Source organism: Actinomadura rayongensis, from assembly GCF_009831215.1.
Taxonomy (GTDB): domain Bacteria; phylum Actinomycetota; class Actinomycetes; order Streptosporangiales; family Streptosporangiaceae; genus Spirillospora; species Spirillospora rayongensis.
In genome coordinates this window covers 361139-387964 of record NZ_WUTW01000002.1, presented here as the reverse complement: position 1 = coordinate 387964, position 26826 = coordinate 361139, and the positions used below count along the sequence as shown (strand labels likewise).

The 26826-nt window shown below is 71.5% G+C and carries 25 protein-coding genes; 21 read left to right on the top strand and 4 right to left on the bottom strand.

The annotated features are described in order from the left end of the window. Positions 1–97 precede the first annotated feature (97 nt). Both GQ466_RS11150 and ptsP read left to right on the top strand, forming a co-directional pair. Complete coding sequence (locus tag GQ466_RS11150; protein WP_161102805.1) at positions 98–370, top strand: HPr family phosphocarrier protein; 273 nt, start codon at positions 98–100, stop codon at positions 368–370. Further along, complete coding sequence (ptsP, locus tag GQ466_RS11145; RefSeq protein WP_161102804.1) at positions 363–2030, top strand: phosphoenolpyruvate--protein phosphotransferase; 1668 nt, start codon at positions 363–365, stop codon at positions 2028–2030. Before GQ466_RS11150 ends, ptsP begins: the two co-directional genes overlap by 8 nt. Positions 2031–2034: 4 nt before the next feature. Here the strand turns inward: ptsP and GQ466_RS11140 are convergent, their stop codons facing one another. Further along, entirely contained in the window at positions 2035–3651 is a 1617-nt protein-coding gene (locus tag GQ466_RS11140; protein WP_161102803.1) for a glycoside hydrolase family 3 N-terminal domain-containing protein, read from the bottom strand. 105 nt (positions 3652–3756) lie between these two features. Continuing rightward, positions 3757–4851, bottom strand: coding sequence for a BadF/BadG/BcrA/BcrD ATPase family protein (locus GQ466_RS11135; RefSeq protein ID WP_337193418.1), 1095 nt, complete (start codon positions 4849–4851; stop codon positions 3757–3759). A 160-nt stretch (positions 4852–5011) separates the two neighbouring features. On the opposite strand from GQ466_RS11135, the gene GQ466_RS11130 reads away from it, so the two are divergent. The 11 genes from GQ466_RS11130 (at position 5012) to GQ466_RS11080 (ending at position 15825) form a co-directional block, all read left to right on the top strand. After that, on the top strand, positions 5012–5881 hold the full coding sequence (locus tag GQ466_RS11130; RefSeq protein WP_161103827.1) for an SIS domain-containing protein: 870 nt from the start codon (positions 5012–5014) through the stop codon (positions 5879–5881). After that, positions 5878–6774 carry an N-acetylmuramic acid 6-phosphate etherase gene (locus tag GQ466_RS11125; protein ID WP_161102802.1) on the top strand — a complete coding sequence of 299 codons (897 nt, stop codon included), beginning with the start codon at positions 5878–5880 and terminating at the stop codon, positions 6772–6774. The genes GQ466_RS11130 and GQ466_RS11125 overlap by 4 nt, the downstream gene beginning before the upstream one ends. 68 nt (positions 6775–6842) lie before the next feature. Then, on the top strand, positions 6843–7481 hold the full coding sequence (locus tag GQ466_RS11120) for an HAD-IA family hydrolase (RefSeq protein WP_161102801.1): 639 nt from the start codon (positions 6843–6845) through the stop codon (positions 7479–7481). A 13-nt stretch (positions 7482–7494) separates the two neighbouring features. Beyond that, positions 7495–7989 carry a DUF6912 family protein gene (locus GQ466_RS11115; protein ID WP_161102800.1) on the top strand — a complete coding sequence of 165 codons (495 nt, stop codon included), beginning with the start codon at positions 7495–7497 and terminating at the stop codon, positions 7987–7989. Positions 7990–8063: 74 nt separating this feature from the next. After that, positions 8064–9695: an L-glutamate gamma-semialdehyde dehydrogenase gene (pruA, locus tag GQ466_RS11110; RefSeq protein WP_161102799.1), complete on the top strand. Its 1632-nt coding sequence runs from the start codon at positions 8064–8066 to the stop codon at positions 9693–9695. 122 nt (positions 9696–9817) lie between these two features. After that, complete coding sequence (locus tag GQ466_RS11105) at positions 9818–10528, top strand: HAD family hydrolase (protein WP_161102798.1); 711 nt, start codon at positions 9818–9820, stop codon at positions 10526–10528. Between the two features lie 98 nt (positions 10529–10626). Beyond that, positions 10627–12600 (top strand): acetoacetate--CoA ligase, encoded by a 1974-nt coding sequence (locus GQ466_RS11100; RefSeq protein ID WP_161102797.1) that lies wholly within the window; start codon positions 10627–10629, stop codon positions 12598–12600. A 461-nt stretch (positions 12601–13061) separates the two neighbouring features. Then, positions 13062–13538, top strand: coding sequence for a DUF2975 domain-containing protein (locus GQ466_RS11095; RefSeq protein ID WP_202420380.1), 477 nt, complete (start codon positions 13062–13064; stop codon positions 13536–13538). Continuing rightward, positions 13538–13759 carry a helix-turn-helix domain-containing protein gene (locus GQ466_RS11090; RefSeq protein ID WP_161102795.1) on the top strand — a complete coding sequence of 74 codons (222 nt, stop codon included), beginning with the start codon at positions 13538–13540 and terminating at the stop codon, positions 13757–13759. The genes GQ466_RS11095 and GQ466_RS11090 overlap by 1 nt, the downstream gene beginning before the upstream one ends. Positions 13760–13793: 34 nt before the next feature. Then, positions 13794–14018, top strand: a complete 225-nt coding sequence (locus tag GQ466_RS11085) for a hypothetical protein (protein ID WP_161102794.1) — start codon at positions 13794–13796, stop codon at positions 14016–14018. 1015 nt (positions 14019–15033) lie between these two features. Then, the gene (locus GQ466_RS11080) at positions 15034–15825 is read left to right on the top strand and encodes a hypothetical protein (RefSeq protein ID WP_161102793.1); all 792 of its coding nucleotides are present in this window, start codon (positions 15034–15036) and stop codon (positions 15823–15825) included. Here GQ466_RS11080 and GQ466_RS11075 read toward each other — a convergent pair. After that, positions 15822–16415: a hypothetical protein gene (locus GQ466_RS11075; RefSeq protein ID WP_161102792.1), complete on the bottom strand. Its 594-nt coding sequence runs from the start codon at positions 16413–16415 to the stop codon at positions 15822–15824. The genes GQ466_RS11080 and GQ466_RS11075 overlap by 4 nt on opposite strands. Positions 16416–17642: 1227 nt before the next feature. Beyond that, positions 17643–18311, bottom strand: coding sequence for a response regulator transcription factor (locus GQ466_RS11070; RefSeq protein ID WP_161102791.1), 669 nt, complete (start codon positions 18309–18311; stop codon positions 17643–17645). 444 nt (positions 18312–18755) lie between these two features. Here GQ466_RS11070 and GQ466_RS11065 point away from each other — a divergent pair, with 444 nt between their 5' ends. From GQ466_RS11065 to GQ466_RS11030, 8 genes are all read left to right on the top strand, one after another. Then, entirely contained in the window at positions 18756–18980 is a 225-nt protein-coding gene (locus tag GQ466_RS11065; protein WP_202420379.1) for a Flp family type IVb pilin, read from the top strand. Between the two features lie 51 nt (positions 18981–19031). Then, positions 19032–19424, top strand: a complete 393-nt coding sequence (locus tag GQ466_RS11060; RefSeq protein WP_161102790.1) for a TadE/TadG family type IV pilus assembly protein — start codon at positions 19032–19034, stop codon at positions 19422–19424. Positions 19425–19504: 80 nt separating this feature from the next. After that, on the top strand, positions 19505–20623 hold the full coding sequence (locus GQ466_RS11055; RefSeq protein WP_202420378.1) for a pilus assembly protein TadG-related protein: 1119 nt from the start codon (positions 19505–19507) through the stop codon (positions 20621–20623). A 26-nt stretch (positions 20624–20649) separates the two neighbouring features. Continuing rightward, entirely contained in the window at positions 20650–21390 is a 741-nt protein-coding gene (gene cpaB, locus GQ466_RS11050) for a Flp pilus assembly protein CpaB (protein ID WP_161102788.1), read from the top strand. 19 nt (positions 21391–21409) lie between these two features. Next, positions 21410–22597: a CpaE/TadZ family protein gene (locus tag GQ466_RS11045; protein WP_161102787.1), complete on the top strand. Its 1188-nt coding sequence runs from the start codon at positions 21410–21412 to the stop codon at positions 22595–22597. Continuing rightward, complete coding sequence (locus tag GQ466_RS11040) at positions 22594–23979, top strand: TadA family conjugal transfer-associated ATPase (RefSeq protein ID WP_161102786.1); 1386 nt, start codon at positions 22594–22596, stop codon at positions 23977–23979. Before GQ466_RS11045 ends, GQ466_RS11040 begins: the two co-directional genes overlap by 4 nt. Then, positions 23976–25904 carry a type II secretion system F family protein gene (locus GQ466_RS11035; RefSeq protein WP_161102785.1) on the top strand — a complete coding sequence of 643 codons (1929 nt, stop codon included), beginning with the start codon at positions 23976–23978 and terminating at the stop codon, positions 25902–25904. The genes GQ466_RS11040 and GQ466_RS11035 overlap by 4 nt, the downstream gene beginning before the upstream one ends. Continuing rightward, positions 25904–26809: a type II secretion system F family protein gene (locus GQ466_RS11030; RefSeq protein WP_161102784.1), complete on the top strand. Its 906-nt coding sequence runs from the start codon at positions 25904–25906 to the stop codon at positions 26807–26809. The genes GQ466_RS11035 and GQ466_RS11030 overlap by 1 nt, the downstream gene beginning before the upstream one ends. Positions 26810–26826 lie beyond the last annotated feature (17 nt).

Sequence of the window (26826 nt, the reverse complement as noted above, 5' to 3'; positions counted from 1 at the left end):
GACGCCGCGTGGGGGTACCACGCGGAACCGACGACGACCGATGCCTCCGGACGGCCGCACCCCGCGCCGCCCGGAGCCCGACCGAGGAGAAGACCACGTGACCGAGCGCAGAGTGAAGATCATGTCCCGGGTGGGCCTCCACGCGCGCCCGGCCGCCCTGTTCGTGCAGACGGCGGCGAAGGCCCCGATGGACGTGACCGTCGCCCTGGACGGCCGGGACCCCGTGAACGCCAAGAGCATCCTCGCGGTGCTCGGCCTCGACGCCCACCACGGCGAGGAGGTCACGCTCGCGGCGGCCGGGGACGGCGCCGAGGAACTGCTGAACACCCTGGAGAGCATCCTGTCCCAGGAGGAGCACGGCCGTGCCTGAGCCCCCCGGCTCGCTGCGCGGCACCGGCGTGAGCGCCGGTTCCGGGTGCGGGCCGGTCCGCCGGATGGTGGGCACGGTGCCGGAGCCGCCCGCCGGCGCCCGGCACGGAGGTGACGCCGCCGCGGAGGCCGCGGCGGCGCTCGCCGCGCTGGAAGGGGTCGCGGCGTCGCTGGAGGACCTGGCCGGGCACGCCCCCGACGACGCGGGCCACGACGTGCTGCACGCCCAGGCGCTGATGGCGCGCGACCCCGAGCTGGCCGCCGGCGTCCGGGCGCGGGTCGCGGTCGGCATCGCGGCGCCGCGCGCGGTGTTCGAGGCGTTCGCCGCGCACCGGGAGGCCCTCGCCGCGGCGGACGCGTACCTGGCGGCGCGCGTGGCCGACCTGGACGACGTCCGGGACCGCGCCGTCGCCGCCCTGCTGGGCGTGCCGGTGCCGGGCGTCCCGGCGTCCGACGAGCCGTTCGTGCTGGTCGCGCGGGACCTCGCGCCCGCCGACACCGCACTGCTGGACCCCGCGACGGTGGTGGCGTTCGTCACCGAGAACGGCGGGCCGACCAGCCACACCGCGATCCTGGCCCGCGCGCTCGGCGTCCCGGCGGTGGTCGCGGTTCCGGACGCCACGACGCTCGCCGACGGCGTGGTCGTCCTGGTGGACGGCACCGCGGGCACCGTCCAGATCGCGCCATCGCCGTCGGACGTCCTCGCCGCGCGGTTCCGCGACCGCACCCCGAGCCACGTGTCCGCCGCCCCCGCCGGGCCCGGCGGGACGCGCGACGGCCGCCGCGTCCCGCTGCTGGCCAACATCACCGTCCCGGGCGACCTGGCGGCGGCGCGCGCGCACGGCGCCGAGGGCGTCGGCCTGTACCGGACCGAGTTCCTGTTCCTGGACCGCGCGGACGTCCCCGGCACCGCCGAGCAGGCCGCCGCCTACGCCGAGGCGCTGGACGCGTTCCCCGACGGCGACGTGGTCGTCCGGGTGCTGGACGCGGGCGCCGACAAGCCGCTGCCCTTCCTCCCGCCGTCCGCGCCCGAGCCGAACCCGGCGCTCGGCGAGCGCGGGCTGCGGATGCTGCGCCGCCACCCCGAGATCCTGGCGGGGCAGCTCGCGGCGCTGGCGAAGGCGGGCGCGGGACGTCCCGGCCTGCGCGTGATGGCCCCGATGGTGACGGGCGCGGACGAGTCGGCGGCGTTCGCGGCGGCGTGCCGGGACGCGGGCCTGGACCGTCCCGGCGTGATGATCGAGGTCCCGGCCGCCGCGCTGCGCGCCCGCGACCTGGCCCGGACGGTCGAGTTCTTCAGCGTCGGCACCAACGACCTCGCGCAGTACGCGTGCGCGGCCGACCGGCAGTCCGGCGCGCTGTCGCGGCTGCACGACCCGTGGCAGCCCGCCCTGCTGGACCTCGTGGCGCTCGCGGCGGGCGCCGGGGTCCCGTGCGGGGTCTGCGGCGAGGGCGCGGCGGACCCGATCCTCGCGTGCGTGCTGGTGGGCCTCGGCGTCGCGTCGCTGTCGATGGCGCCGACCGCGATCCCGGCCGTCCGGGAGGAGTTGGCCGGGCACACGCTCGACCGCTGCCGCGCCGCCGCCGCTGCCGCCCGCGCGTCCCGCACGGCCGCCACGGCGCGCGCCGCCGCCCGCGCGGTCCTGGCGCGCCGCCGCTGACGTGCTACGGCGAGCTGGACGCCGCGTAGGTGAGCCCGTGCCCGATGGGCTTCCCGGCGGCCTTGACGGGCAGCTTCCCGGTCGGGCTCAGCTTCCCGGACAGGACGCGGGCGACCGCCTTCACCGACACCCCCGACGCCGAGTACGCGGCCACGGCGGCCTTCGCGCCGCCCGCGCCGTTCAGGGCGTAGGGCCGCGCCAGCGCGACGACGACCGCCGGTTTCCCACCGGCGGGAATCGCGGGACGGCCGTTGAGCACCGTCACGACGCTGACGTCCGCCATCCGCGCCGACCCGACCACCCGGACGCCCTGCGCCCGCAGCGCCGTCCGCAGCGGCCCGCTGCCCGGCCCGGTCACGAACGCGCTGCGGCGCCGCAGCGGCAGCGTCCCGCCGTCGTTGCGGACGAGCGTGATCGAGTGCTCGGCGACGGTCGTGGCGACGCGGCGGTGCGCGGCCGTCCGCATCGCGGCCTGCGCCTTGCGGGGGTCGGCCGTCTGCCCCTTGAACAGCCCGCGCCGCTCCTTGAGCCGCAGGATGCGCGTGACCGACTCGTCCAGCCGACGCTGGCTGATCGTCCCCTTCTGCACGGCCTTCAGCACCGCGTCGAACGCCTTCGGCAGGCTGGGCGGCATGAGGAGCTGGTCCGCCCCGGCCTGGATCGCGCGGACGGGCACCGACGCGTCCCCGTACTTCTCCCGCACCCCGGCCATGAGCAGCGAGTCGGTGATGATCACGCCCTGGAACCCGAGCTTGCCGCGCAGCATCCCGGTCAGTACGCCGGACGACAGCGTGGACGGCTTGCCGGAACGATCCAGCCGGGGCACGACGATGTGCGCGGACATGATCGCGTCCACCCCGGCGCCGACGGCGGCGCGGAACGGCGGCGCGTCGATCCGGTTCCACTGCGACACCGAGTGCCGGATCACCGGCAGCCCGGTGTGACTGTCGACGTTGGTGTCGCCGTGGCCGGGGAAGTGCTTGGCCGTGGCGGCGACCCCCGCGTCCTGGTACCCGGCGACCGAAGCGCCCACCAACGACGCCACGAGCTTCGGATCGGCGCCGAACGACCGTACGCCGATCACCGGGTTCCCGGGGTTGACGTTGACGTCCGCGTCCGGCGCGTAGTTCTGGTTGATCCCGACGGCCCGCAGTTCGGTCCCCGTGACCCGCGCCGCCGCCCGCGCGTCCGTCGCGCTGCGCCCGGCCCCGAGCGCCATGTTGCCGGGGAAGTCGGTGAGGAACGATGCGCGGCTGACGATGCCCTGCTCCTCGTCCACGCCGAGCAGCAGCGGCGTCCGCGCGGCCTTCTGCAGGTCGTTGGACAGCGCGGCCGTCGCGGACGGCGACTTCATGTTGCGCGGGAAGTAGATCAGTCCGCCCACGTCGTACCGGCGGACCATCGAGCGGGCGGCGGCGGGGGTGGAGAAGGCCGGGACGAACAACTGCCCGACCTTCTCCCGCAGCGACATGTCCCGCAGGTACCCGGCGATCCAGGCCGACGACGGCGTCGGCGACGCGGATGTTCCGGACATTCCATCGGACGGGTCCGCGTTACAGCCCGCCAGCGGCAGCACGACGGCCGCCGCCGCGAGCAGCGCGGCACAACGAGAGGAGCGCACCCGACCCTGCCCCCCGACATGGTCGTCCGGCGGACCGCGCCCGAGCCGTGCCCGGTCCGTGATTTCCCAGGTGACGCTAGCCGCTCGTCCCGGGCTTGTCGACGCTCACGACCCGGCGCGGCGCGGCCCCGGCACCGGGTACCCGAGCCGGCGCAGCGCCATCCCGGCCGCGCCGACCGCACCGTCCCCGGCGCTGCGCGGATCGGCGGCGAACCGATCGCGCAGGCCCGCCCGCACGGCGTCGGCGACGGGACCGTCCCGCAGCACCGACCCGTGCATGACCACCGGGGCGTACGACCCGCCGAGCGCGGGCCGGACGGCGTCGACGTCGCGCAGCAGCACGGCGGCGGCCTCCTCGGTGATCCGGCGGGCGACGTCGTCCCCGGCCGCCGCCGCGGCGGCGACGACCGGGCCGAGGCGGCCGAGCGCGGCGGGCGGCCGGCCGTAGACCTCCTTGACGATCGCCTGGGCCAGGCGCGGGTCGGGCGGCGCCGCCGGACGCGGGATGAGGACGGCCGTCCCGCCGCCCGGCCCGGTCAGGTCGCCCGCCGCGCCCGCGAGCGCGAGCGCCCGCCGGTGCCGGCCGCGGTGCCGGGGCGTCGCGAACTCGGCCACCGCGCCCGGGCCGAGCAGCGCGCGCGGCACCGACTCGGTGAGCAGCGTGGGCGAGCCGCGCCCGTCGAACGCGGCGAGCGCCGCCCGGACGGCCTCCCGGCCGAGCCAGACCGCCGAGCCCTCGTCCCCGACGAGCCAGCCGTAGCCGTCGGCGCGCTGGACGATCGCGCCGTCGTTGATGACGGCCGCGCCCGCGCCTGTGCCGGAGAACACGACGATGCCCTTTTCGGCGCTCGTCCCGGCGGCGAAGGCGACGGCGATGTCGGTGACGACGGCGGGGGAGCCCCGCAGCCCGGACGTCTGCCAGGCCCGGCGCGCGGCGGCGACGGCGGCGGGACGGCCCGCCGACCCCGCCCCGGCGATGCCGAACACACCGCCGATGACCTGGGCGGGGTCGATGGATCCGAGTGCCTCGGTGAGGGCCTCCGACAGGGCGCCCGCGGTGTCGCCCCCCGAGTTGGGGTTGGCCCCTGGACCGGTTCCCGCCCCCGCGAGGGCGCCTCCGAGTGTGAGTACGACACAGCGGGTCTTCGTGCCACCCGCGTCGATGCCGACCACGAAAGGACCGGCCAAATGGGTCAACACATGGCGACCGTAGCCTTTTCTACCGTTGACGTGACAACCAGCCAGTAAGAAAATTTCTTCCATGAGGAAACCCACCGGCATAGAGCCGGGGAGTGCAACGGGGGAGGCGAGCGCGCCCACGGGTGACGGTGTTGCCAAGGAGGCCACGCCGCTGAGCACCGTGGTGCGGGTGCGCTCTCTGCTGCCCTCGCTGCCCCCCGCCGAGCGACGAGTCGCTCAACGCGTCATCGACGACCCCGAAGGGGTCGCGAACTCGACCATCACCGAACTCGCGCAGACCTGCGGCACGTCGGAGACGACCGTCATCAGGTTCTGCCGCGCGATCGGCTTCCATGGTTACCCCGAACTGCGACTGACCCTCGCCACCGAGGCGGGCCGCGCCCAGAGCGCGAGCGGCGGACGGGTCATCGGCAGTGACATCAGCCCCGACGACTCCCTCGAACAGATCGTGGAGAAGGTCACCTTCGCCGACGCCCGCGCGGTGGAGGAGACGGCCGCCCAACTCGACATCAAGATGCTGGAACAGGTGGTGGACGCCATCGCCGGCGCGGGCCGGGTCGACGTCTACGGCGTGGGCGCGAGCGCGCACGTCGCCGCCGACTTCCAGCAGAAACTCCATCGCATCGGCCGGATGTGCAACGCCTGGTCCGATGCTCACATCATGCTGACCAGCGCCGCCGTCCTCGGACCGGGCGACGTCGCGATCGGCATCTCCCACACGGGGGCGACCGTCGAGACCATCGACGCCCTGGAGGTGGCGGCGCAGCGCGGTGTGACGACCGTCGCGCTGACCAACTTCCCGAAGTCCCCCATCGCCGAGACCGCCGACCTCGTCCTGACGACGGCGGCCCGCGAGACCACGTTCCGGTCGGGGGCGACCGCGAGCCGTCTCGCGCAGCTCACCGTGGTCGACTGCGTGTTCGTGGGCGTGGCCCAGCGCACGTTCGGCCCCACCCGCGAAGCCCTCGAAGCGACGTTCGAGGCGGTTCGCGGCCGGACCATGCGACGACCCGACCGGAGGCGCCGGTGATCGACGTCGATCTGCCCACCGAGGGCCGCAACCCGCGGACCCTCGACCTCGACACCCTGCCCACCCTCGACGTCCTGCGACTGATCAACACCGAGGACGCCACGGTGCCGATGGTGGTGGCCGCCGTGCTGCCGCAGATCGCCGAGCTGGTCGACCTCGCCGTCGTGTCCCTGCGCCGGGGCGGGCGCGTCCACTATTTCGGCGCGGGGACCTCCGGTCGGCTCGCGGTGATCGACGCCGCCGAGCTGCCCCCGACCTTCGGGATCTGGGGCCGGGTCGTCGCGCACAACGCGGGCGGCCCGGGGGCGCTCGCCAACGCCGTCTCCGACGTCGAGGACGACGCGGAGCAGGGCGCCAGAGACGCCGTGGAGGTGGCGCCCGGCGACATCGCGATCGGCATCGCGGCCAGCGGCCGGACGCCGTACGTCATCGGCGCGCTGCGCGCCGCGGCGGGCCGGGGCGCCCGCACGGCGCTGATCAGCTGCAATCCGCACGCGCCGTACGGGGAGGAGGTGGAGGTCCACATCGGGCTCGCCACCGGACCGGAGGTGATCAGCGGGTCCACCCGGATGAAGGCGGGCACGGCGACGAAGCTGGTGCTCAACGCCTTCTCGACCACGCTGATGGTCCGGCTGGGGCGCACCTATTCGAACCTGATGGTCAGCGTGAACGCGCTGAACGGAAAGCTGCGGGCCCGGCTCGTCCGCATCCTGGTCGAGGCGACCGGGATGGACGTCGCCACGTGCGAGACAGCGCTCGCCGAAGCAGGGGGGAACACCCGCGTCGCGCTGGTGGCGCTGCTCGGCGAGGTGCCCACGGCGCGGGCCACGACCGCGCTGGAGGAGGCGGACGGCGGCGTCCGCGAGGCGCTGCAGCGGCTGCGGTCCGCCTGACGTGACCGGGCCGGTTCCCGGGGCCGTGCCCTGGGGACCGGCCCGTTCGGTTCAGTACGCTTCGGTGCGTGCCTCTCAAAGCCGTCATCACCGACTGGGGCGGGGTCCTGACGTCCCCGCTGAACGACGCGATCGGGGTGTGGCTCGCCGCCGACCGCATCGACGTCCCGCGCTACAAGGACGTCATGCGCGCGTGGGTGCGCCAGGCGTACGACGGTGCCGGCACCAATCCGATCCACGGGCTGGAGGACGGCACCCTGTCCGCCGCCGAGTTCGAGCGGCTGCTGGCCGCCGAGCTGCGCACGGTGGACGGCGGCCCGGTCGCCGCCGCCGGGCTCATCGAGCGGATGTTCGCGGCGTTCCGGCCCGTCGAGCCGATGTACGACGCGCTGCGCGCCGTCCGGGCGGGCGGCCTGCACGTGGGGCTGCTGTCCAACTCGTGGGGCAACGCCTACCCGCGCCACCTGTTCGACGATGTCTTCCACGACGTCGTCATTTCGTGCGAGGTCGGTATGCGCAAGCCCGACGAGCAGATCTTCCGCCACGCGGTGGAGCGGCTCGGACTGACGCCCGCCGAGTGCGCGTTCATCGACGACATCGAGCACAACTGCCGGGCCGCCGAGGCCGTCGGGATGACCGCGATCCTGCACACCGACACGTCCGCCACGGTCGCCGTGCTGCGCGACCTCGGCGTCCCGACGGTCTAGGCTGCCGGGCGTCATGCGCGTCTTCCTGCCGTCCACACTGCCCGCGCTCGCCGCCGTCCGCGCGGCCCGCGCGGCCGGACCCGCCCCGCTCACCGCCTACGCCGTCACGCCCGCGCTGCGCGAGTGGTACGCCAGCGGTGACACCGAGGAGCTGGAGTACGCCGCGATGACGGCCGCCGCCCGCGCCTCGCTGGCCCTGCTCGCCGCCGATCCGGACGCGCCGCCGCGCCGGGTCGTCCTCGCCGCGGAGGTCCCCGACGACCAGGTCGCGGCCCTGCACGACCTGGACGAGCCCGCGCTCGTCCGGCTGTCGGCGCCCGTCCCATGGCGGCTGCTGGCGTCCGGGCACGTGGACGACGACGAGGCCGCCGCCGACGTCCGCGCCGCCGCGGCGGCCCTGGACGCGGCCCGCGCCGGCGACGACGACGCGCAGTTCACCGTGGACGGCGCCGAGGGCCACGAACTGCTCTGGTACGCCACCCAGGAACTCGCCGACCTCATCCCCTGACCAGGGGGTACCCCGCCCGGACATGCGGGTAAGGGTCCGCATATCGACGACGATGTCGGACCTCAGGGGAGCGAATGGACGCCGTCACCACCGTGCCGGTCCCGGTCAACGAGCCGGTGCAGGGCTACGCGCCGGGCAGCCCCGAACGGGCGGCCCTGGAAGCGAAGATCAAGGAACTGGCGGGCGACCGCCCCGACCTGACCATGACCATCGGCGGGGAGCGGCGGCTCGGCGGCGGGCAGCCGATCGACGTCGTCCAGCCGCACGCTCACGAGCGCGTCCTCGGCACGCTCGGCAACGCCACCGACGCCGACGTGGCCGCCGCGATCGACGCGGCCCTGGCCGCCGCCCCCGCCTGGCGGGCGCTCAGCCTGGACGACCGCGCCGCCGTGTTCCTGCGCGCCGCCGACCTGCTCGCCGGGCCGTGGCGCGCGACGCTGAACGGCGCGACGATCCTCGGGCAGTCCAAGTCCGTCCAGCAGGCGGAGATCGACTCGGCCTGCGAGCTGATCGACTTCTGGCGGTTCAACGTCGCCTACGCCCGCGCGCTGTACGAGGAGCAACCCATCTCGTCGCCGGGCACGTGGAACCGGATGGAGTACCGGCCGCTGGAGGGCTTCGTCCTCGCGATCACGCCGTTCAACTTCACCGCGATCTCCGGGAACCTGCCGACCGCGCCCGCGCTGATGGGGAACGTGGTGGTGTGGAAGCCGTCCCCGACCCAGCAGTTCGCAGCGCACTTCGTCCTCCAGGTGCTGGAAGCGGCGGGGCTGCCGCCGGGGGTCATCAACCTGGTCACGGGTGACGGGACTGCGGTCTCCAACGTCGCGCTGCGGCATCCGGAACTCGCCGGGATCCACTTCACCGGCTCCACCAACACGTTCCACCACCTGTGGCGGACGGTCGGAGAGAACATCTCGGGGTACCGCGGTTATCCCCGGCTGGTGGGAGAGACGGGCGGCAAGGACTACATCGTCGCCCACCCGTCCGCCGACCCCGACGCGCTCAAGACGATCCTGACCCGCGGGGCCTTCGAGTACCAGGGCCAGAAGTGCTCGGCGGCGTCCCGCGCGTACCTGCCGCGCTCGCTCTGGAGCCGGATCAAGGACGACTTCCTCGCCGAGGTCGAGTCGCTGACCATGGGCGACGTCGCGGCCGACCTGTCGCTGTTCATGGGCGCGGTGATCGACGAGCGGGCGTTCGCCAAGCACAGCGCGGCCATCGAGCGGGCGCGGACGTCGCCGTCCATCAAGATCCTCGTGGGCGGCGAGGTGGACGACTCCATCGGCTGGTTCGTCCGCCCGACGGTTCTGGAGGGCGACGACCCCACCGACGAGATCTTCACCACGGAGTACTTCGGGCCGATCCTCGCCCTCCGCATCTACGAGGACGCCGAATACGACCAGATGCTCCGTCAGATGGAGAACGTCGCACCGTACGGCCTGACAGGCTCGATCGTCGCCCAGAGCCGGGGTGCGATCGACCACGCGATGGAGGCGCTGCGGTTCACGGCCGGGAACTTCTACATCAACGACAAGCCGACCGGCGCGGTCGTGGGGCAGCAGCCGTTCGGCGGGGCACGGGCGTCGGGCACCAACGACAAGGCGGGATCGCCGTTCAACCTCACCCGATGGGTCAACCTCCGTGCCATCAAGGAGACGTTCGTACCGCCGACCGACTACCGCTACCCCCACATGGGCGGGTGAGCTGGAGGTTCCCGTGCAGGTTGCGGCGCGTCGGCGCACCCGCGACGATGACCCCGGTTGGATGATGACGTCCCCGGGTCGCTCCGGCCGGGGCGAGGCTGCTGGACGCGCATGGGACTTCGATGACGACGCTGGACCGGCTGGTGCTCTGGAACGTCGACCACACGCTGGTCGACGTCGGGCGGGTGACCCGCGAGGCGTACGCGGAGGCGTTCAAGGCCACGACGGGGCGTCCGCTGGTGCGGCTCGCGCCGACCGCCGGACGCACCGAATCGGAGATCATCTTCGAGACGCTGGCGTTCAACGACATCGTCACCACCGACGACAGCCTGCCCGCGTTCATGGAAGCGCTCACGGCCGCGTTCACGGCCCGCCGCGCCGACCTGCGCGCTCACGGCCGGGTGCTGGCGGGCGCGCGGGAGGCGCTGGACGCGCTGGGCCGCGAACCGTCCACCGTCCAGTCGGTGCTGACCGGGTCGATCGAGCCCGTGGCGCGGTTGAAGCTCACCGCGCTGGGTCTGTCGGGCTCGCTGGACCTGGACACCGGCGGCTACGAAACGGGCGTGTACAGCAAGGCCGCGCTGCTGGAGATCGCCCGGACCCGCGCGGGGGAGAAGTACGGCACGACGTTCGGGGAGCGGTCGACGGTGTACGTCGCGGACTCGACCCGCGACGTCCAGGCCGCGCGCATCGCCCGCACCCCGGTGGTCGCGGTCGCGACGGGCGCGGCGACGGAGGCCGAGCTGCGCGCGGCCGGGGCGGACGTGGTGCTGCCGACGCTCGCCGAGACCGGCGCCGTGATCACCGCCGTCCGGGACCTCGCCCGCTCCTGACCCCGGTTATCCACAGGTTCGATCTGTGGTTGCCCCGCCCCGCGCCCCCGCCCGATCCTGATCAGGCAGCCCGTCCACGCGCTCGAAGGGGATGACCGATGTCCGACGCCACCGCCCGGCTCTGGGAGCCGACCGACGCCGTCGTCGCGAACGCCCGCGCCACCCACTTCCAGCACTGGCTGTGGGACCGGGGGATCCTCACCGAGTCCTACGACGAGCTGTGGGCCTGGTCGGTGACCGAGATCGACGCGTTCTGGGACGCGGTCTGGCAGTACTTCCAGGTCTGCGGCACACGCGGCGACGGCCCGGTCCGCACGGGCGGCCGGATGCCGGTGGACGGGCTGCGCTGGTTCCCCGGCGCGACGCTGAACTACGCCGCGACCGCGCTGCGCCGCGCGGAGAAGCACGCGGACGAGACCGCCGTCGTGTTCCGCTCCGAGGCCGGCGGGCACGAGATCCTGACCTGGCGGGCGCTGGCGCTGCACGTGGCGGAGGTGCGGGCGGGGCTGGCGGCGCTGGGCGTCGGCGCGGGCGACCGGGTGGCGGCGTACCTGCCGAACATCCCGGAGGCACTGATCTGCTTCCTGGCGACGGCGTCACTGGGCGCGATCTGGACGTCGTGCTCCCCGGACTTCGGCTCGTCGTCCGTCATCGACCGGTTCGCCCAGATCGAACCGTCGGTGCTGATCGCGGTGGACGGCTACGCCTACAACGGCAAGCGCTTCGACCGGCTCGACACCGTCCGCGACATCGAGGCCGCGCTCCCGTCGCTGCGCGCCACGGTGCTCGTCCCGTACCTGGACCCGGCCTCCACACCCGACGGCCTGCGGACGGGAATGCGGTACGCCGACCTGCCGCGTCCGGGCCACCCGCTGGAGTTCGCGCAGGTGCCGTTCGACCATCCGCTGTGGGTGGTGTACTCGTCCGGGACGACGGGCCTGCCGAAACCGATCGTCCACGGCCACGGCGGGATCGTCCTGGAGCACCTGAAGGCGCTGTCGTTCCACCAGGACGTCGGCCCCGGCGACGTGTTCTGCTGGTACACGACGACCGGCTGGATGATGTGGAACTTCCTGGTCGGCGGGCTGCTGGTGGGGGCGACGATCGTCCTCTACGACGGCGCCCCACGGGACCTGTGGTCCCTGGCCGCTGAGGAAGGCGTCACCTACCTGGGCGTAGGAGCCCCCTACCTCCTGGCCTGCCGCAAAGAAGGCGCCCGCCCAGCCGAAACCCACGACCTCTCCCGCCTCCGAGGAGTCGGCTCAACAGGCTCCCCCCTCCCACCCGAAGGCTTCACCTGGGTCTACGAGGCCGTGGGCCGGGATCTCCTGCTCGGCTCCATGTCCGGCGGAACGGACCTGTGCACCTGCATCGTCGGCCCGAGCCCGCTGCTCCCACTGGAATCAGGCGCGATCCAATGCCGGGGCCTGGGAGCGAAGGTCGAGGCGTTCGCCCCCGACGGCGCCTCGCTGGTGGACGAGGTGGGCGAACTCGTCCTGACCGAACCGATGCCGTCGATGCCCGTTTCCTTCTGGAACGATCCCCAGGGAACGCGCTACCGGGACGCCTACTTCGACATGTTCCCCGGCGTATGGCGCCACGGCGACTGGATCAAGATCCGCCCTGATGGCTCCTGCACCATCTACGGTCGCTCGGATTCAACCTTGAACCGAGGCGGCATCCGCATGGGCACCTCCGACTTCTACCGAGTGGTCGAGGCATTCCCAGAGGTGGCCGACAGCCTGGTCATCGACACGGGCCAGTTGGGGACGGAGGGCCGCCTGCTCCTCTACATCCAGCTAGCTCCCGAAGCGGATCTGACCGAAGACCTGAAAACCCGCCTGCGCACCGAACTCCGCTCAGCGCTCTCCCCGCGCCACGTCCCCGACGAGATCATCACCGTCCCCGGCGTCCCGAGAACCCTGTCCGGCAAAAAACTGGAAGTCCCGGTCCGCAAAATCCTCCAAGGCACGCCAGTAGAAGAAGCAGCCAACAAAGACTCCCTGGCTAACCCAGAAGTCCTCACCCACTACACACCCCTCAACAACGAGCCCACCACAAAACCGCAGTAGTCGCAGACGACGCCCTAGAGCACCGCCAGCGCCAACAAGCCGGGCTCGAACGCAGCCACGTGCCGGACAGGCCTCCGTGACATCGCCGAGCGCTGGACGGCTGACGGCCGTATGACGGTTCGGGCACTCGGCTCGAGGACGTGCAAGGTGGCGTAGCACGCCCTGGCCACAGCAACCCACCCACCGCCGGAGACGCATCTCCCAGCGCAGGCGGCTCCTCGTCGGCCCGCGCGCCCGAGCCCCGGCCCGCTTCCCAGCGCGACAGCCGAGTCCCCGGACGAGGTCACGGCTCCGAAGAGAGTTCTTTCGCCGGAGGCGAGCGGTGAGCCTCGCGACGGCACTGCGCGCCGACCGGTCGAGAGACCGTCCCTCCAGTCCGCCTTGAGCCTTGCTCCACCTATCGAATTTCGATAGATTCCCATCGTAGTTCGATGGGAGGGTCGGCCATGGGAAAGTTGACAGTGCGCGCGCTGCGCGCCGTGCTCGTGGTGGTGCTCGCCGGCACCGTGTTCGTACAGGCATTGATGGTGTGGACGTTGGTCAGCGGAAACGACCCGGAGGACGGATCGCTCCCCCTGACCCCGCTGCGCGTCCTGACGATCCTGGGCATCGGGACAATCCAGGCCGCCGTGATCTGCGTATGGCGGCTGGTGACGATGGTGCGACGCGGAACCGTGTTCTCCCACGCCGCCTTCCGCTACGTGGACGTCATCATCGGCGCGATAGTGGCGGCTGCCCTCGTGTGGTTCGCGGTCACGGCCCTCAACGCGCCAGGCCAGCGGGACGACCCGGGCGTCACCGTCATCATGGGCGCTATCGGCGTGGCCATCCTGGGAGTAGCGCTCATCGTGCTAGTGCTGCGGATGCTCCTAGCCCAGGCCGTAGCGCGCGACGTCGAAGCGGCACAGATGCAGGCCGAGCTGGACGAGGTGATCTGATGCCGATCGTCGTCGACATCGACGTGATGCTGGCCAAACGAAAAATGTCCGTAGGCGAACTCGCGGACCGTGTCGGGATCACCCCCGCCAACCTGGCGGTCCTCAAGAACGGCCGCGCCAAAGCCGTGCGCTTCACGACCCTCGCCGCCCTCTGCGAGGCGCTCAAGTGCCAACCAGGCGACCTACTGCGCTGGGAGACCGAGGACGCCGCAGGCGAATGATGGTCGTCCGCGCACCGGGACCGAGCTTCGGCGGATGTGCGCGGCGGTTGCGAACCTCCCCCAGTCCGCCAGCGAGATCTACTTCGACATGGACCGGTACGTCGAGGCCGCCCATTGCGACACGCTCGCCGCCGACGCCGCCTGCGAAGCGGACTCTTACGACTCGTGGCCGTGCGCACTCGTCCGGCATGCCCATGTCGACATGTACGAGAAGCGGTTCGACAAGGCCGTCCGCTACTGGATACGGCAGGGCACGTAGCTCGTCGCGGTGACTTCCCGCTGCTCACCCGCCACTGGGCCTCGCTGGTCAGAGCACAGGCGCACGCCGGGCGCGCGGATGCCCGCGAGTGCGAACGGGCGTTGGCAGCATCCTGGTCGACCTTTCCGCGCTCGGGCCGCGAGCAGGCGAGCTGGACCGCGTCGTCGCCTTCGGCGAACAAGCGATCGACGTTGCCGAGCGAACTCGAACCTCGGGCTACCTGGGTCGAAAACTCCAAGACCTGCGCGACGACCTCACCAGAACGAACCACGAAGCCACGTTGGGCCTGGCCGGATGCAGCGCCTCGATGCAAGGAGCCGCATAAGCGAGGACGCAGGCCGCATCTTCCGCCAGGCCTGGATCGACGGCGTGCGCAGGCACTTTCCCGGCGAGCCGAAGCCCGGCTACGTCGCGCCCTGGGAGGAAACGCCCGGCTGGGAACGCGAGGCGGCCCGAGCCGTCCACGCCCAGATCGCGGAGTTCACCAGGCTGGGCGCGACGGACAAGCTGACCCGCGACCAGAAGGGCCGCTTCGTGGCCCTGTGCTGGATAGCCCAGATCCACAAGCACATCCCGAACCCAAAGCCGTCCTACGTCGCAGATTGGGACGCCCTCCCCGCGTGGCAGCGCGAGACCGACGCCGACATCTTCGAAACAATCAAACAAATCACGACCCCTAGCCACCCCGCCCCGAAACCCCAAGCCACGCAGCACCCCACCGGGAGCGAGCGTCCAGTACGTTCGCCACCAACCCAAGTCCCGCCCCCGCGAGCCGCTGGTCTCACGCTACGGCGCCACGCCGTTCAGACTTTGACGTCGCCCTGGTCACCAAGAACGGGAAAAACCGTCGAGGCCGTCTACCTCATCAACGGCGGCGATCCCGCAGACGCCGCCCCGGTGACCCCGACGTCCCGGGTCCGCGGTCACTCGCACGTCGAAACAAGCTGCGCGGGCCTGCGACGTCACCTACCAAAAGACAAACCCCCCGGTCAGAACCGAAAACGCATCGCGCACCATGGCAACCCAACGCAGCACCGCCGCCGCCAACGGACACCACGCCCGTGGCTCCAGGCACACGATCGCCCTGCTGCGAAGCCTCATAACCGCCTTGGCCGGATCCCTGTCCGGTGATCCGACCAATCTCAGTCGAAAATCCGTTCTGTTCCCTGTTCTCTATGAGAAAACCTTCTGGGATGATTTGCGGGCACGCTGCACGTCCGGCGATGAGGTCCGCCAAAAATTCGGTGATGCTTCCCGGATAATGCCACGCCATATCGTCGTTGACGATGATGATCGTCCAATCATCTGGCTTTCCTGTGGTGAGTCAGCAACACTTCGCATTATTTGCCGCCAATCCCCATCTCGTTTCGCGCAGAAGGCTCATCAAGTTATAGCGGTTACGGGGTGGATCGGGAGTCCCGGGATGGCTTGCCGGAAGCCATGCACCGATGAACAACAGTGGATACTTATCGGCAAGTTCCTTGTGATCGCACGGAAGGTCGGCACCCAGGACGCGGGCCACCTCTTGCCAGTCGACAGCCGCTGGCGGCGCGACCGGCGGTCCGATGAATTCCCCAAGCAATACAGGGAGCGTCATATTCGATATCCTGCGCGATTTTATAGGTTGAGAGTACGGACATTAATGCGGTTGTCGGGCTGGATCGCTGCCGCTGCCTCGATGCCGGGTGGTGCCGAGGGGCTGGTGCCGGTCGCGTTCGACGGCAAGACGATGAGGTGTGCCCCCTTCTGCGCTTGCACCGCGAGCGAGGCTGGGGCGGTGATCAGGGGCGTCAGTGAGCGGCACTAGTCGAAAATCTGCACCGTTTCGTCTCCCAAGTTAATACAGTCATCCGGGAAGAGGGGGCACCTTACACGCCCAGTGACGAGATCCGCCAAAAAACTCGTGATGCCGCCAAGGTCCTGCCACGCGATACGGCCGTAGACTGTGACGATAGTCCAGTCATCCGGATGACCCTCAGTGTGCCAACAACACATCGTGTTGTTCTCGGCCAACCCCCAGTACATCAGTCCGCCGGGCTCAGGGTAGGCGGCAAACGGCATTTTGCGCTCTGGCAGGTCGCGTCGACTGGTCTGTCGAGCCCGTGGGTCGTAGATTTCAAGCGCTTCGGGCTCGATATCGAGAACGAAACGACTTTGAGTGATCGCTCCCTCCTGAAGACTGGTCAGGTTGTACGGATTGCGGGGCGGTTCGGGGGTCGCGGGATGAGTTACAGGAATCCATTCATTGATGAAGAGCAGCGGATATTTGTCGGCAAGCTCCTTGTAGTCACTCGGCAGGTCGGTACCGAGAACTTGGACTACCTCCTGCCAGTCGACAGGCGCCGGCGGCGCGACCGGTGGTCCGATGAAGTCTACAAGCGATGCAGGGAGTGGCATATTTGATATACCCATCGTATTCGTGTGTCGGAAATGATGCGTCAAGTTGGCGGCCCTGTGCGCCCTGGGTAACGATACGTACCTTGTTGGGCGTGGGCTCGTCCGGACTTGGGGTGGAGTTCCCGGCTGACGTTCCACCCGATGCAGGTGTTATCGGCGTAGTGTTCGTTTCTGGGTGGAGCGGAGAGGCTGAGGGGCTCTTCATGTGACACCGCTGGAAGTCGCCGTCCGCGAGCGCGGCGGCGACGCGGCTGACGAGACCGCCGTCCGCCGGATTCCGAGGGACGAGACGGTCATGCGCGAGTAGATCGCGAAGTTCGCCAGGCTCGGCGCGACGGAAAAACTGACCCGGGACCGGAAGGGCCGCTTCGTGGCCCTGTGCTGGATGGGCCGGATCCGCATCTCGAACGCCAAGCCGTCCTACGTCGCGGACTGGGACGCGCTCTCCGTGAGCGGCAGGGCGAGACCGGCGCCGACACCGTCGAGACGATCGAACGAACCATCCCCCTGGCCGCCCCGCTCGGTGTCCTTACAAGCGGACAGTATCGAAGAACGTCATCCTGGCCCGGGGCTGGAAGCGCAGGAGAGGCTCTTGCTTTCGGCCGTCGAGGTCGGAGGTCATGAGTTCGACGGCCGCGAGGCTCTGGGCGACGTCGCGAGTCTTTAGGACGGCCGTCAGCTGAAAGACGGCCGACATGCCATGGTGGTGATATGGCGTGAGAGCGGCGTTCGCCGGTGCCGACGTTGAAGACATGGAGCTGGATCCGGGACTCGAGTTTGAGCGGGGCGAGTTCGCCATCGGCGCTCCAGCTTCCGTTGGGCGCGACGAGGCCGTAGTAGTCGGAAGTTCCCAGGACTGCGGCGTTCTCGTAGGTCCTGCCCTCCTCGGGGCTGAACCACCGTTGGTCACCGGTGGCGAACTCGTGCAACAGAAGGTCTCGGCCTGCGAGTCCGGCCAGCAGATGGGTCCAGCCGGCCGATAGCGATTGCAGCCGTACGCCGGTGCCGGACAGCTCCGGAGTGATCACGGGTGTGCCGTCGTCCGCGTCGGGGACGACGGTGATGATGCCGTTGCCGTGTTGCAGGCCGAACACCAGACGCGCGCGGTTGACTGGTCGTACCGGGGGCTGGTCGACGGCGAACTCCAACGGGCGTTCCGGCATCGCACGCTCCGAGTTCACGGGGCGGCCGGTCCGGCCGGTCAGCCGGGGTCAGGCGGGGGTTGGGTCAGGGGGCGGTCATGGCGGCTTTTGGGTGGTCGGTCGCGTGCATCTCTTCGGGGCGGATCAGGCCCTGGCGGAGGGCGGCCATGAGGGCCTGGGCTCGGTTGGCGGCGCCGAGCTTTTCGTAGAGGCGGGCCGTGTAGGTCTTGGCCGTCGAGTGGCTGAGGTGCATGGTGCGGGCGATTTCGGCGATGGAGAGGCCGTTCGTCAGCAGGGACAGGACCTCGCGTTCGCGGGCGCTGAGCAGGTCGCCGCCTCGGCGGCGGCGCAGGGCGCCTACCAGGTCGGACGCGGTGAAGGACAGGGGAGCTACTGCGGCGTGGCGGATTGCGGCCAGGAGTTCGGCTACCGGGGCGGCCTCGTCTACGAAGGCTGAGGCTCGCAGGTCCATCGCGCGGAACAGGGCTTCGTCGCCGTCCCGGGGTGCCATCACGACGATGCCTATGTCGGGGCGCACGGTGCGGAGAGCGGAGGCCAGCGTTAGGCCGTCTCCGTCGGGGAGTCGGCGCGCGATCACCACGACGGTGGGATCGCCGGACTCCAGCCAGAGGCGGCCCTCGGCGAGGCTGCCGGCCTCGCCGGCCAGTTCGATGTCGGGATGGGCCCTGACCACGTGGGCCAGGCCCAGGCGGCACAGCGTGTGCCCGTCCACGACGACGACACGGATCGTCATACGCCCTCCCAGCCGAGTGGCCGACGGAAGTGTCGGCGATGTGCGGGTCGACGGTCCGGAGGGAGCGGGTCCGGCTGACGCACCGTAGCCGACACCGAGTGGCCGTCTCCAGAGGGAGCGACGAACTTCCGTCCGTTGTCACAGCCCGTGACCTGCAACAACGCTCCCGGCGCAGAGTACATGCGAACGATGGGTGCTCAGTCAAACGACAACCGAGCGTCGCTCCGCGCGACGAAGGGCGTTCGGAAGCCGTAGCCGGATGACAAGTTCGGGGGACGCCGTGTCGTCCGTTCGGGTGACATGTCGTCTGTTCAGGTGGTTTTTTCCGCCCGATAGGCCGGTTAACGCGCCGTTCACACAATCCGATGGTTATGCCTCATAGCGACGGCCCACCCACCGATCGGCGGGGCGGACGGGCCATCTCCGCGACCCGAGAGGACCCCAGTGATCAACAACGTGCTGCTTCGGATGATCGTCGGCTTCCAAACCCACGTTACCGAGTTCCAGACCCGGGTTACCGAGCGCGACGACCGTGGCGCCACCGCCGTCGAGTACGGCCTGATCGTCGCCCTGATCTCGCTGGTGATCGTCGGCGCGTTCGCGACCCTCACCGGCAAGCTGGGCGATCTGTTCGACCGAATCGGCACCACGATCGACGGCGCGGGCTGAGCGGCGGAGAACGAGCGCGGCGGGAACGACGGCAGAGGCGAGGCGGGGACGATGCAGCGACGAGACAACCGCGACCGGGGATCGGTCGCGGTCGAGTTCGCGCTGCTCATCCCCGTCCTGCTGGTCGTCATCCTCGGCACGTTCGACCTCGGCCGGATGGTGTTCCAGAAGATGGAACTCTCCGAGGCGGCGGGGCAGGCCGCGCGAGCGGCAGCCCTCGCCGTCGGAGCCGGCCGTGATCCGCAGACCGCGGCCCGGGCGGCGGTCCTGGCCGTCTCCCCGACCGGCCTCCAGTTCACGCTGAACAACCAGTGCGCGAGCGCTGCGGCGCTGATGCGCATCACCGTGACCTGCGAGTTCAAGGGCAACCCCGCGTGGTCGGGGGTCGCGGATCGGACCCTTTCCGCGACGGCCGCCACGCCCTGCGTTCCGGAGCCGTCGTGATGACTCGGACCACGGCATTGACCCGCGTACTGGACGCCGTCCGCCGCCGTCGGCGCCGTAACCCCGGCGACCGAGGGGCGATGGCCCTCCTCGTCGCCGTGCTCCTGGCGGGCGGCATTCTGATCGGCGTCGGCGGGGTCGCCGTCGACGTCGGCCGTCTCTACCTGGAACGCGGCGAACTCCAAAATGGCGCGGACGCCGCAGCGCTCGCCGCCGCCCGGCAGTGCGCGACCGACCCGACACTCTGCCGGGTCTCCGATCTCGGCACCGTGATCGGGCAGCAGGCGAAGTCCAACGCGTCCGACGGCAAGGCCGCCGCCAAGGTGACATGCGGGCGCAAGACGCTGCCGTCGCCCGGCGCGCTCGGCCCCTGCGGCCCGGGCGCGACCAACCGCACCAAGTGCGTGGGCGACCGGCCCGCGTCCGGCAACTACGTGGAAGTCCGTACGTCGACCGTCTACCAGGACGGACGGACCGTGATCCCGCCGACGATCACGCAGCTCATCCCCGGCGCACCGAAGAAGGGCACCACGGTCGGCGCCTGTGCCCGCGCGATTTGGGGTTCCCCCCAGAAAATCCCCAAGGCGTTCCCGGTCATGATCTCCAAGTGCCTGTGGAACTGGGCGACGAGCAACGGCACCGTCTACGCCGACCCCGCCGCGCGGTCGCTCCTGAGCCTGGACTGGTCGCTGCAACGCACGCTCACCAACGACAACACGGCCTGCCCTTCGGGTGTGGCGGGCGACATGGGCCAGTACGGTCACCTCGCCCAGATCCGTTGGGCCAACGCCGCCTGCCAGGCGTCGGTGGATCTCGACTCGGTGGTCGAGGCGGCCGAGGGCACCTCCCTGCTCGCCGGAGTCTGGAAGTGGATCGGGGGCTGCAACGTCGACACCTGGCTCACGTGGCTTCTCTCGGCGCTGACCCTGTCACTGCCCCCGGTCGTTTATCTTCCGGTGTTCGACTCGGTGACGAAGTCGGGCCTCGTTTACCGCTACCACGTGGTCGGCTTCGCTCCCATCCGGCTGACCTCGTTGGCCCTCGGACTGTCGGGCGTCCGCGTTCCGCCGGTCCCCAACTGTGGCGGACTGAACCCCTTCGCCGTGTGCCTGCAGGGGTTCTTCACCCGGTCCCTGGCGCCCGGTCCCACACGCGGCGGTCAGGACTTCGGTACCGCTGCCATCTCACTGGCCGGATGAACGGCTAACTCACCACCCTGGGGGAAGTGTTGAACCGTCGTTTCGCCACCGTCGCGGCGGCACTCGTGCTCGCCGTGCTGGGCACGGCGCTGGTGCTGATGTACGTGAAGGGCGCCGACCGGCGTGCCGTCGAGGGCAAGAGGGCGGTGGACGTCCTGGTCGCGACCAAGGCCATCCCGCCGGGCGTCCTCGGCAGTCGCCTCGTCGCGGACGGCTATGCGCGGACCGAGCGGATGCCCGAGCAGAGCGTCCCGGACGACGTCCTGCACGCGGTCGGCCCCGCCGAGGCGAGCCTGGTGCTGTCGGCCGGGCTGAAGGCGGGCGAGCTGATCCGCCGGCCGCTGCTCGTGACGCCGAGCGCGTCGCAGTACTTCACCGTCCCCAAGGGCAAGCTCGCCATGACGATCGCGCTGAGCGACGCCCAGCGCGTCGCCGGTTACGTCAAGGCCGGGTCGAAGGTCGCGGTGTTCGCCGCGTACAAGCTGCTCGACTCCAAGGGCACCCCGCGCGGCGAGGCGGGCGGGGCGCGGCTGCTTATGTCCGACATCGACGTACTCTCAGTGGGACTGTCCGGCAAAAAGGACAATAAGGGCGACGAGACCACCACCCTCGTCACCCTCGCGGTCACCCAGCAGGAGGCCGAGAAGATCGTGTGGGGCACCCAGGGCGGCAAGGTCGACAACGCGCTCTACCTGGGCCTCCAGACGGACGCCTCGGAACTCGATCCGAACAGCCCCGGCGTGTCCAGCTTCGGGCTCTTCCGATAGCGCGGACGGAGCGACGACCATGCCCATCATCTGCGAACCGAGCGACCAGACCGCCCGCCGCCTCGCGGCCCCGTTCCGCGAGGACGGCCACATAGCGCTCGACCTGAAAGCCCTGCGCGCCGCCCTGGACGAGCTGCCCCACGAGCTGGTCGTCGTCCTCGGCCCCGGCGTCGACCTGCGCTCGGCGGTGCGGCTCACGGCGCTGCTGCGCGAGGAGCAGCCGACGCTCGGCGTCGTGCTCGTCCGCGACCGGCTCGACGTGGACGTGCTGGCCGAGGCGATGCGCGCGGGCGTCCGCGAGGTCGTCCCCGACCGCGACTTCCCCGCCCTGCTGGACGCGTGCAAGCGCGTCTGGGAGATCTCCTCGCGGCTGAAGTCCGCCGAGTCCGGCGCGTACCGGCAGGTCGCGGCCGAGCCGCCGGCCGGCCAGGTCGTCGTCGTGTTCGCCGGGAAGGGCGGCTGCGGCAAGTCGATGGTGTCGACCAACCTCGGCGTCGCGCTCGCGCGGCAGGGCCGCCGGGTGTGCCTGGTGGACCTCGACCTCGGGTTCGGGGACGTCGGCATCATGCTCCGCGTCGACCCGCAGCGGACGGTCGTGGACGCCGTCCCGATGGTCGGCCACATGGACCGCACCGGCGCGCACTCGATCCTGACGCCGCACGAGTCCGGCCTGCAGAGCGTCCTCGCGCCCATCGCGCCCGGCGACGCCGAGAAGGTGTCCGGACGGCTCATCACCGAACTGCTGGCCGTCCTGCGGCAGATGTTCGAGGTCGTCGTGGTCGACAGCCCGCCGCAGTTCAGCGAGCAGGTGCTGGCCGCGTTCGACGTCGCCGACACGCACGTCCTGGTCGCGAGTCCCGAGGTCACCGCGCTGAAGGGGCTGCGCGTCACGCTCGACATGCTGGACACGCTCGGCTACGCCCGGGACGCCCGCGCGGTCGTCCTCAACCGGGCCGACGCCCGCGCGGGGCTCTCGCGGTCCGACATCGACCGGGTGGTCGGCATGGCCGTCGCCGCCGAGATCCCCAACCATCCCGATGTTCCGGTCTCGATCAACCGGGGGGTGCCCCTCACGATGAGCGATCCGCGACACCCGGTCAGCCGGGCGATCGACGGGCTGATCGCCCGCACCGTGGCCGCCGGGCAGGCCGCCGTCGAACCCGAACCGTCGCGCCGGCTGCGGCGCCGCTCCCGGGCGCGCTCATGAGCACGCTCGGGGAACGGCTCGCGCGGCTCCAGGACGGCTCGACGGCGCCGGCCGCGGGCGTGTCCTCCCAGCTCGTGCAGACGTCGGGACGCCGTTCGTCGCGTCCCGTCGACCCGTACGCGGGGCTGAAGCGCCGCGTCCACCAGGCGCTGGTCGACGCGCTCGGCCCGCGCATCTACGAGGCCGACCTGAGCCCGGGCGAGCTGGAGCAGCGCGTCCGGTCCACGCTCCAGGAGATGCTGGCGCGCGAGGAGACGCCGCTCACCGCCGCCGACCGGGACCGGGTGGAGCAGGACGTCGCCGACGAGATCCTCGGCCTCGGCCCGCTGGAGCCCTACCTGAACGACCCCGAGGTCACCGAGATCATGGTGAACGGGCCGGGGCAGATCTACGTGGAGCGCGGCGGACGCCTGACGCTCGTCGGCGGCGCGTTCGCGGGCGAGGCCAGCCTGCGCCGGACGATCGAGAAGATCGTGGCGAAGGTGGGCCGCCGCATCGACGAGTCCAGCCCGATGGTCGACGCGCGCCTGCCCGACGGCAGCCGCGTCAACGCCGTCGTGCCGCCGGTCGCGATGGACGGCCCGCTGCTCACGATCCGCAAGTTCGCCGTCGACCCGCTGACGATCCAGGACCTCATCGGGTTCGGCACGCTGACGCCGCAGGTCGCCGAACTGCTCATCGCCTGCGTGCGGGGCCGAATGAACATCCTGATCAGCGGCGGCACCGGGTCGGGCAAGACGACGACGCTGAACGTCATGTCGTCGTTCATCCCGCCCGACGAGCGGATCGTCACGATCGAGGACGCCGCCGAACTCCAGCTCCGCCAGGAGCACGTGCTGCGGATGGAGGCCCGGCCGCCGAACGTGGAGGACCGGGGCGAGGTCACGATCCGCGACCTCGTCCGCAACAGCCTGCGGATGCGGCCGGACCGGATCATCGTCGGCGAGGTCCGCGACGGCGCCGCGCTCGACATGCTCCAGGCCATGAACACCGGCCACGACGGCTCGCTGACGACCGTCCACGCGAACGCGCCGCGCGAGGCGATGTCGCGGGTGGAGACGATGGTGCTGATGGCGGGCATGGAGCTGCCGATCCGGGTCGTCCGGGAACAGGTCGGCTCGGCGATCGACCTGGTCGTCCACCAGACGCGGTTCAAGGACGGGTCGCGGCGCATCACGCACGTCACCGAGGTCACCGGGCTGGAGGGCGACGTCGTCACGCTCCAGGACCTGTTCCTGTTCGACCCGCGCATCGCGGACGCCGAGGGACGGGTCGGCGCGCTGCGTCCCACCGGCCTGCGTCCACGCTTCCTCGACCGGCTGCGGGACCGGGGGATCGACGTTCCGGGCGACGTCTTCGGGCACGGGCCGTCCCCGTGGTGACGCGGCGGCTCCTCGTCGCGGGCCTGCTCGCGGTGCTCGGCGCGCTCGTCCCGGGCGTCGCGCACGCGGCCCCGGTCGCGCGCGTGGACGCCCTGACGATCTCCGGCGACCGCGCGCGGTTCCTGTTCGCGGGGACCGGGCTGCCGCCGGACGCCGAGCTGGACCCGTCCTCGCTCCGGGTGACGCTCGACGGCCGGCCGGCGTCCGCGCAGGCCGAGCCGCCCGGCGCCGCCAAGCCCGGCGGGACGGCGGCGCAGGGACGCTCGGTGATGATCGTCCTGGACACCAGCGGCTCGATGGGCGCCGCCGGGCTCGCGGCGGCCCGGCAGGGCGCGCAGCGGTTCCTCGACCGGCTCCCGGGCGACGTCGCGGCCGGTCTCGCGCTCGCGGGCACGCGCCCCGGCGACCAGGTCGTGGTGCGGCCCACCACCGACCACGCGGCGCCCGCCCGCGCGATGCGCACGCTGCGGCCCACCGGCGAGACCGACCTGTACGACGGCATCGCGGAGGCGGCGGGCGTGCTGACCGGCGTCGACCGGCGCGTCGTCGTGCTGTCGGACGGCGCCGACACCGGCAGCGCGACGTCCCTGCGGACCGTCCGCGACCGGCTCACCGCCGCGCGGGTCACCCTCGACGCGGTGGCTTTCCGCACCGCCGAGGCCGACGACGCCGCGCTGCGCGTCCTGACCGGCGCGACCGGCGGACGGCTGCTGAAGTCCGTTGACGCCGACAGCCTCGTCCGCGCGTTCGCGACCGCCGCCGACAGCTACCGGCAGAGCATGTGGGTGACGGTGCGGCTGCCGTCCGCGCGCGCCGGCACGACGCTGGACATCGCCGCGACGGCGCGGGCCGGGACGGCGACGCTGCGCGCCGCCGGGAAGGTGCGGATCCCGGCGCGTCCGGCGGCGACCGCCCCGGCGGCGGCCACCACCCCGGCCGCCGCGACCGCCGTCACGTCCGGCGCGCTGCTGCTCCCGATGCTGAGCCTCGTGTTCCTGGCGATCCTGGCGGCGGTGCTGGTCGTGCCGTACGCCCTCGCCCGGCGCGCGGACGGCGGCGTCGCGGGCCGGATCCAGCGCTACCGGGCGTCCGACGCGCCCGACACCGGCGCCGACGCGTCCAGCCCCGTCGTGCGCCGCGCGCTCGGGCTGAGCGAACGCGCCGTCGGCACCGGCGACCGCGCCGAGCGGATGGCCCGCGAGCTGCGCCGCGCGGGCCTCGGGCTGCAGCCGAACGAGTGGCTGCTCGTGCGCGTCGGCCTCGGCCTGCTGGCCGCGCTCATGCTGGCGCTCGTCACCGGGAACGTCCTGCTCGGCGTGCCGCTCGGCGCCGCGCTCGCCTGGTTCGGCACGCGGATGTACCTGTCGTCGCGGACCGCGAAACGCCTCAACGCGTTCGCCGACCAGCTCCCCGACGCGCTCCAGCTCATCGCCGGGTCGCTGCGCTCGGGCTTCACCGTCGCCCAGTCGCTGGACCGGCTCGCCGACCAGGAGCTCGACCCGCTGAGCGGCGAGATCTCCCGCGCGGTCGCGCAGACCCGGCTCGGCGTCAGCGTCGACGAGGCGCTGGAGGACGTCGCCGACCGGATGTCCTGCCGCGACCTGCGGTGGGTCGTCATGGCGATCCGCATCCAGCGCGAGGTCGGCGGCAACCTGGCCGACGTCATCGAGCAGACCGTCCAGACGATGCGCGAGCGCACCCATCTGCGGCGGCACGTGCGGGCGCTCAGCGCGGAGGGCCGCATGTCGGCCTACGTGCTGATCGCGCTGCCGATCGTGGTGGGCCTCGCCATGGCGCTGATCCGTCCGGACTACCTGGAACCGCTCTACAAGACGCCGTTCGGCATCTTCCTGCTGGTCCTCGCGATCGGCCTCGTCTGCGGCGGGTGGGTCTGGATGACCCGACTGGTGAAGGTGGTCGCCTGATGCTGCTCCTGCTCGGCATGGTGCTGCTCGCCCTGGCCGCCCTGCTCGTCCTCGGGACGTTCGGCGGACGCCGGTCCGACGCGCGGACGGCGGCGGGCGGCGTCGCGGCCATCGAACGGTCGTACGCGCCGCGCGTCGCGGGCCCCGCCGAGGTGGCCGCGCCGGAGGGGGCGTTCCTGCCCGTCTTCGCGCGGTTCGCGCTGCGCCTGTCCCGCGCCGACAAGGTGGCCCGGCTGCGCGCCCGGCTGGACGTCGCGGGCAACCCCGAGCCGTGGACGCCCGACCGATTGCTGTCGTTCAAGGGCGTCGGCCTGGTCGGCGGGGCGCTCATCGGCGTGCTGTTCGGGCTCAGCACGGGCGTGGGGCTCGGGTTCGTGTTCGTCGTGGGGCTGGCCGCGCTCGGGTTCTTCCTGCCCGACATCCTGCTCTACAACGCCGGGATCAAGCGCCAGGACCAGATCAGCCAGTCCCTGCCGGACCTGCTCGACCTGCTCGGCATCAGCGTCCAGGCCGGCCTCGGCTTCGACGCGGCGCTGACCCGGGTGGCGCTGTCGATCGAGGGGCCGCTCGGACGCGAGATGGCGCGGCTGCTGCAGGAGATGCGGCTCGGCGCGTCCCGCGAGGAGGCGCTGAAGTCGCTCGCGGACCGGACGTCGGTGGACGAGCTGCACACCTTCACGGCGGCGCTCGTCCAGGCGGCGGGCCTCGGCATCCCGGTCGGCGACATCCTGCGCGAGCAGGCGAGCGAGCTGCGCATCAAGCGGCGGCAGACGGCGGAGGAGCGGGCGCAGAAGGTGTCTGTGAAGATCACCTTCCCGGTCGTCGTGTGCATCCTGCCCGCGCTGTTCATCATCGTGATCGGCCCGGGCATCCTGTCGATGATCAGCAGCGGGGTGTTCGGCTGACGGGTGATAATGCCAGG

What these genes read in the sequence shown, in the direction of transcription:
- GQ466_RS11115 (WP_161102800.1), top strand. Translation starts at nt 7,495, where the DNA reads ATGCGCGTCTTCCTGCCGTCCACACTGCCCGCGCTCGCCGCCGTCCGC.
- pruA (WP_161102799.1), top strand. Translation starts at nt 8,064, where the DNA reads ATGGACGCCGTCACCACCGTGCCGGTCCCGGTCAACGAGCCGGTGCAG.
- GQ466_RS11105 (WP_161102798.1), top strand. Translation starts at nt 9,818, where the DNA reads ATGACGACGCTGGACCGGCTGGTGCTCTGGAACGTCGACCACACGCTG.
- GQ466_RS11100 (WP_161102797.1), top strand. Translation starts at nt 10,627, where the DNA reads ATGTCCGACGCCACCGCCCGGCTCTGGGAGCCGACCGACGCCGTCGTC.
- GQ466_RS11090 (WP_161102795.1), top strand. Translation starts at nt 13,538, where the DNA reads ATGCCGATCGTCGTCGACATCGACGTGATGCTGGCCAAACGAAAAATG.
- GQ466_RS11085 (WP_161102794.1), top strand. Translation starts at nt 13,794, where the DNA reads ATGTGCGCGGCGGTTGCGAACCTCCCCCAGTCCGCCAGCGAGATCTAC.
- GQ466_RS11080 (WP_161102793.1), top strand. Translation starts at nt 15,034, where the DNA reads ATGGCAACCCAACGCAGCACCGCCGCCGCCAACGGACACCACGCCCGT.
- GQ466_RS11075 (WP_161102792.1), bottom strand. Translation starts at nt 16,415, where the DNA reads ATGCCACTCCCTGCATCGCTTGTAGACTTCATCGGACCACCGGTCGCG.
- GQ466_RS11070 (WP_161102791.1), bottom strand. Translation starts at nt 18,311, where the DNA reads ATGACGATCCGTGTCGTCGTCGTGGACGGGCACACGCTGTGCCGCCTG.
- GQ466_RS11060 (WP_161102790.1), top strand. Translation starts at nt 19,032, where the DNA reads ATGCAGCGACGAGACAACCGCGACCGGGGATCGGTCGCGGTCGAGTTC.
- GQ466_RS11055 (WP_202420378.1), top strand. Translation starts at nt 19,505, where the DNA reads ATGGCCCTCCTCGTCGCCGTGCTCCTGGCGGGCGGCATTCTGATCGGC.
- GQ466_RS11045 (WP_161102787.1), top strand. Translation starts at nt 21,410, where the DNA reads ATGCCCATCATCTGCGAACCGAGCGACCAGACCGCCCGCCGCCTCGCG.
- GQ466_RS11040 (WP_161102786.1), top strand. Translation starts at nt 22,594, where the DNA reads ATGAGCACGCTCGGGGAACGGCTCGCGCGGCTCCAGGACGGCTCGACG.
- GQ466_RS11030 (WP_161102784.1), top strand. Translation starts at nt 25,904, where the DNA reads ATGCTGCTCCTGCTCGGCATGGTGCTGCTCGCCCTGGCCGCCCTGCTC.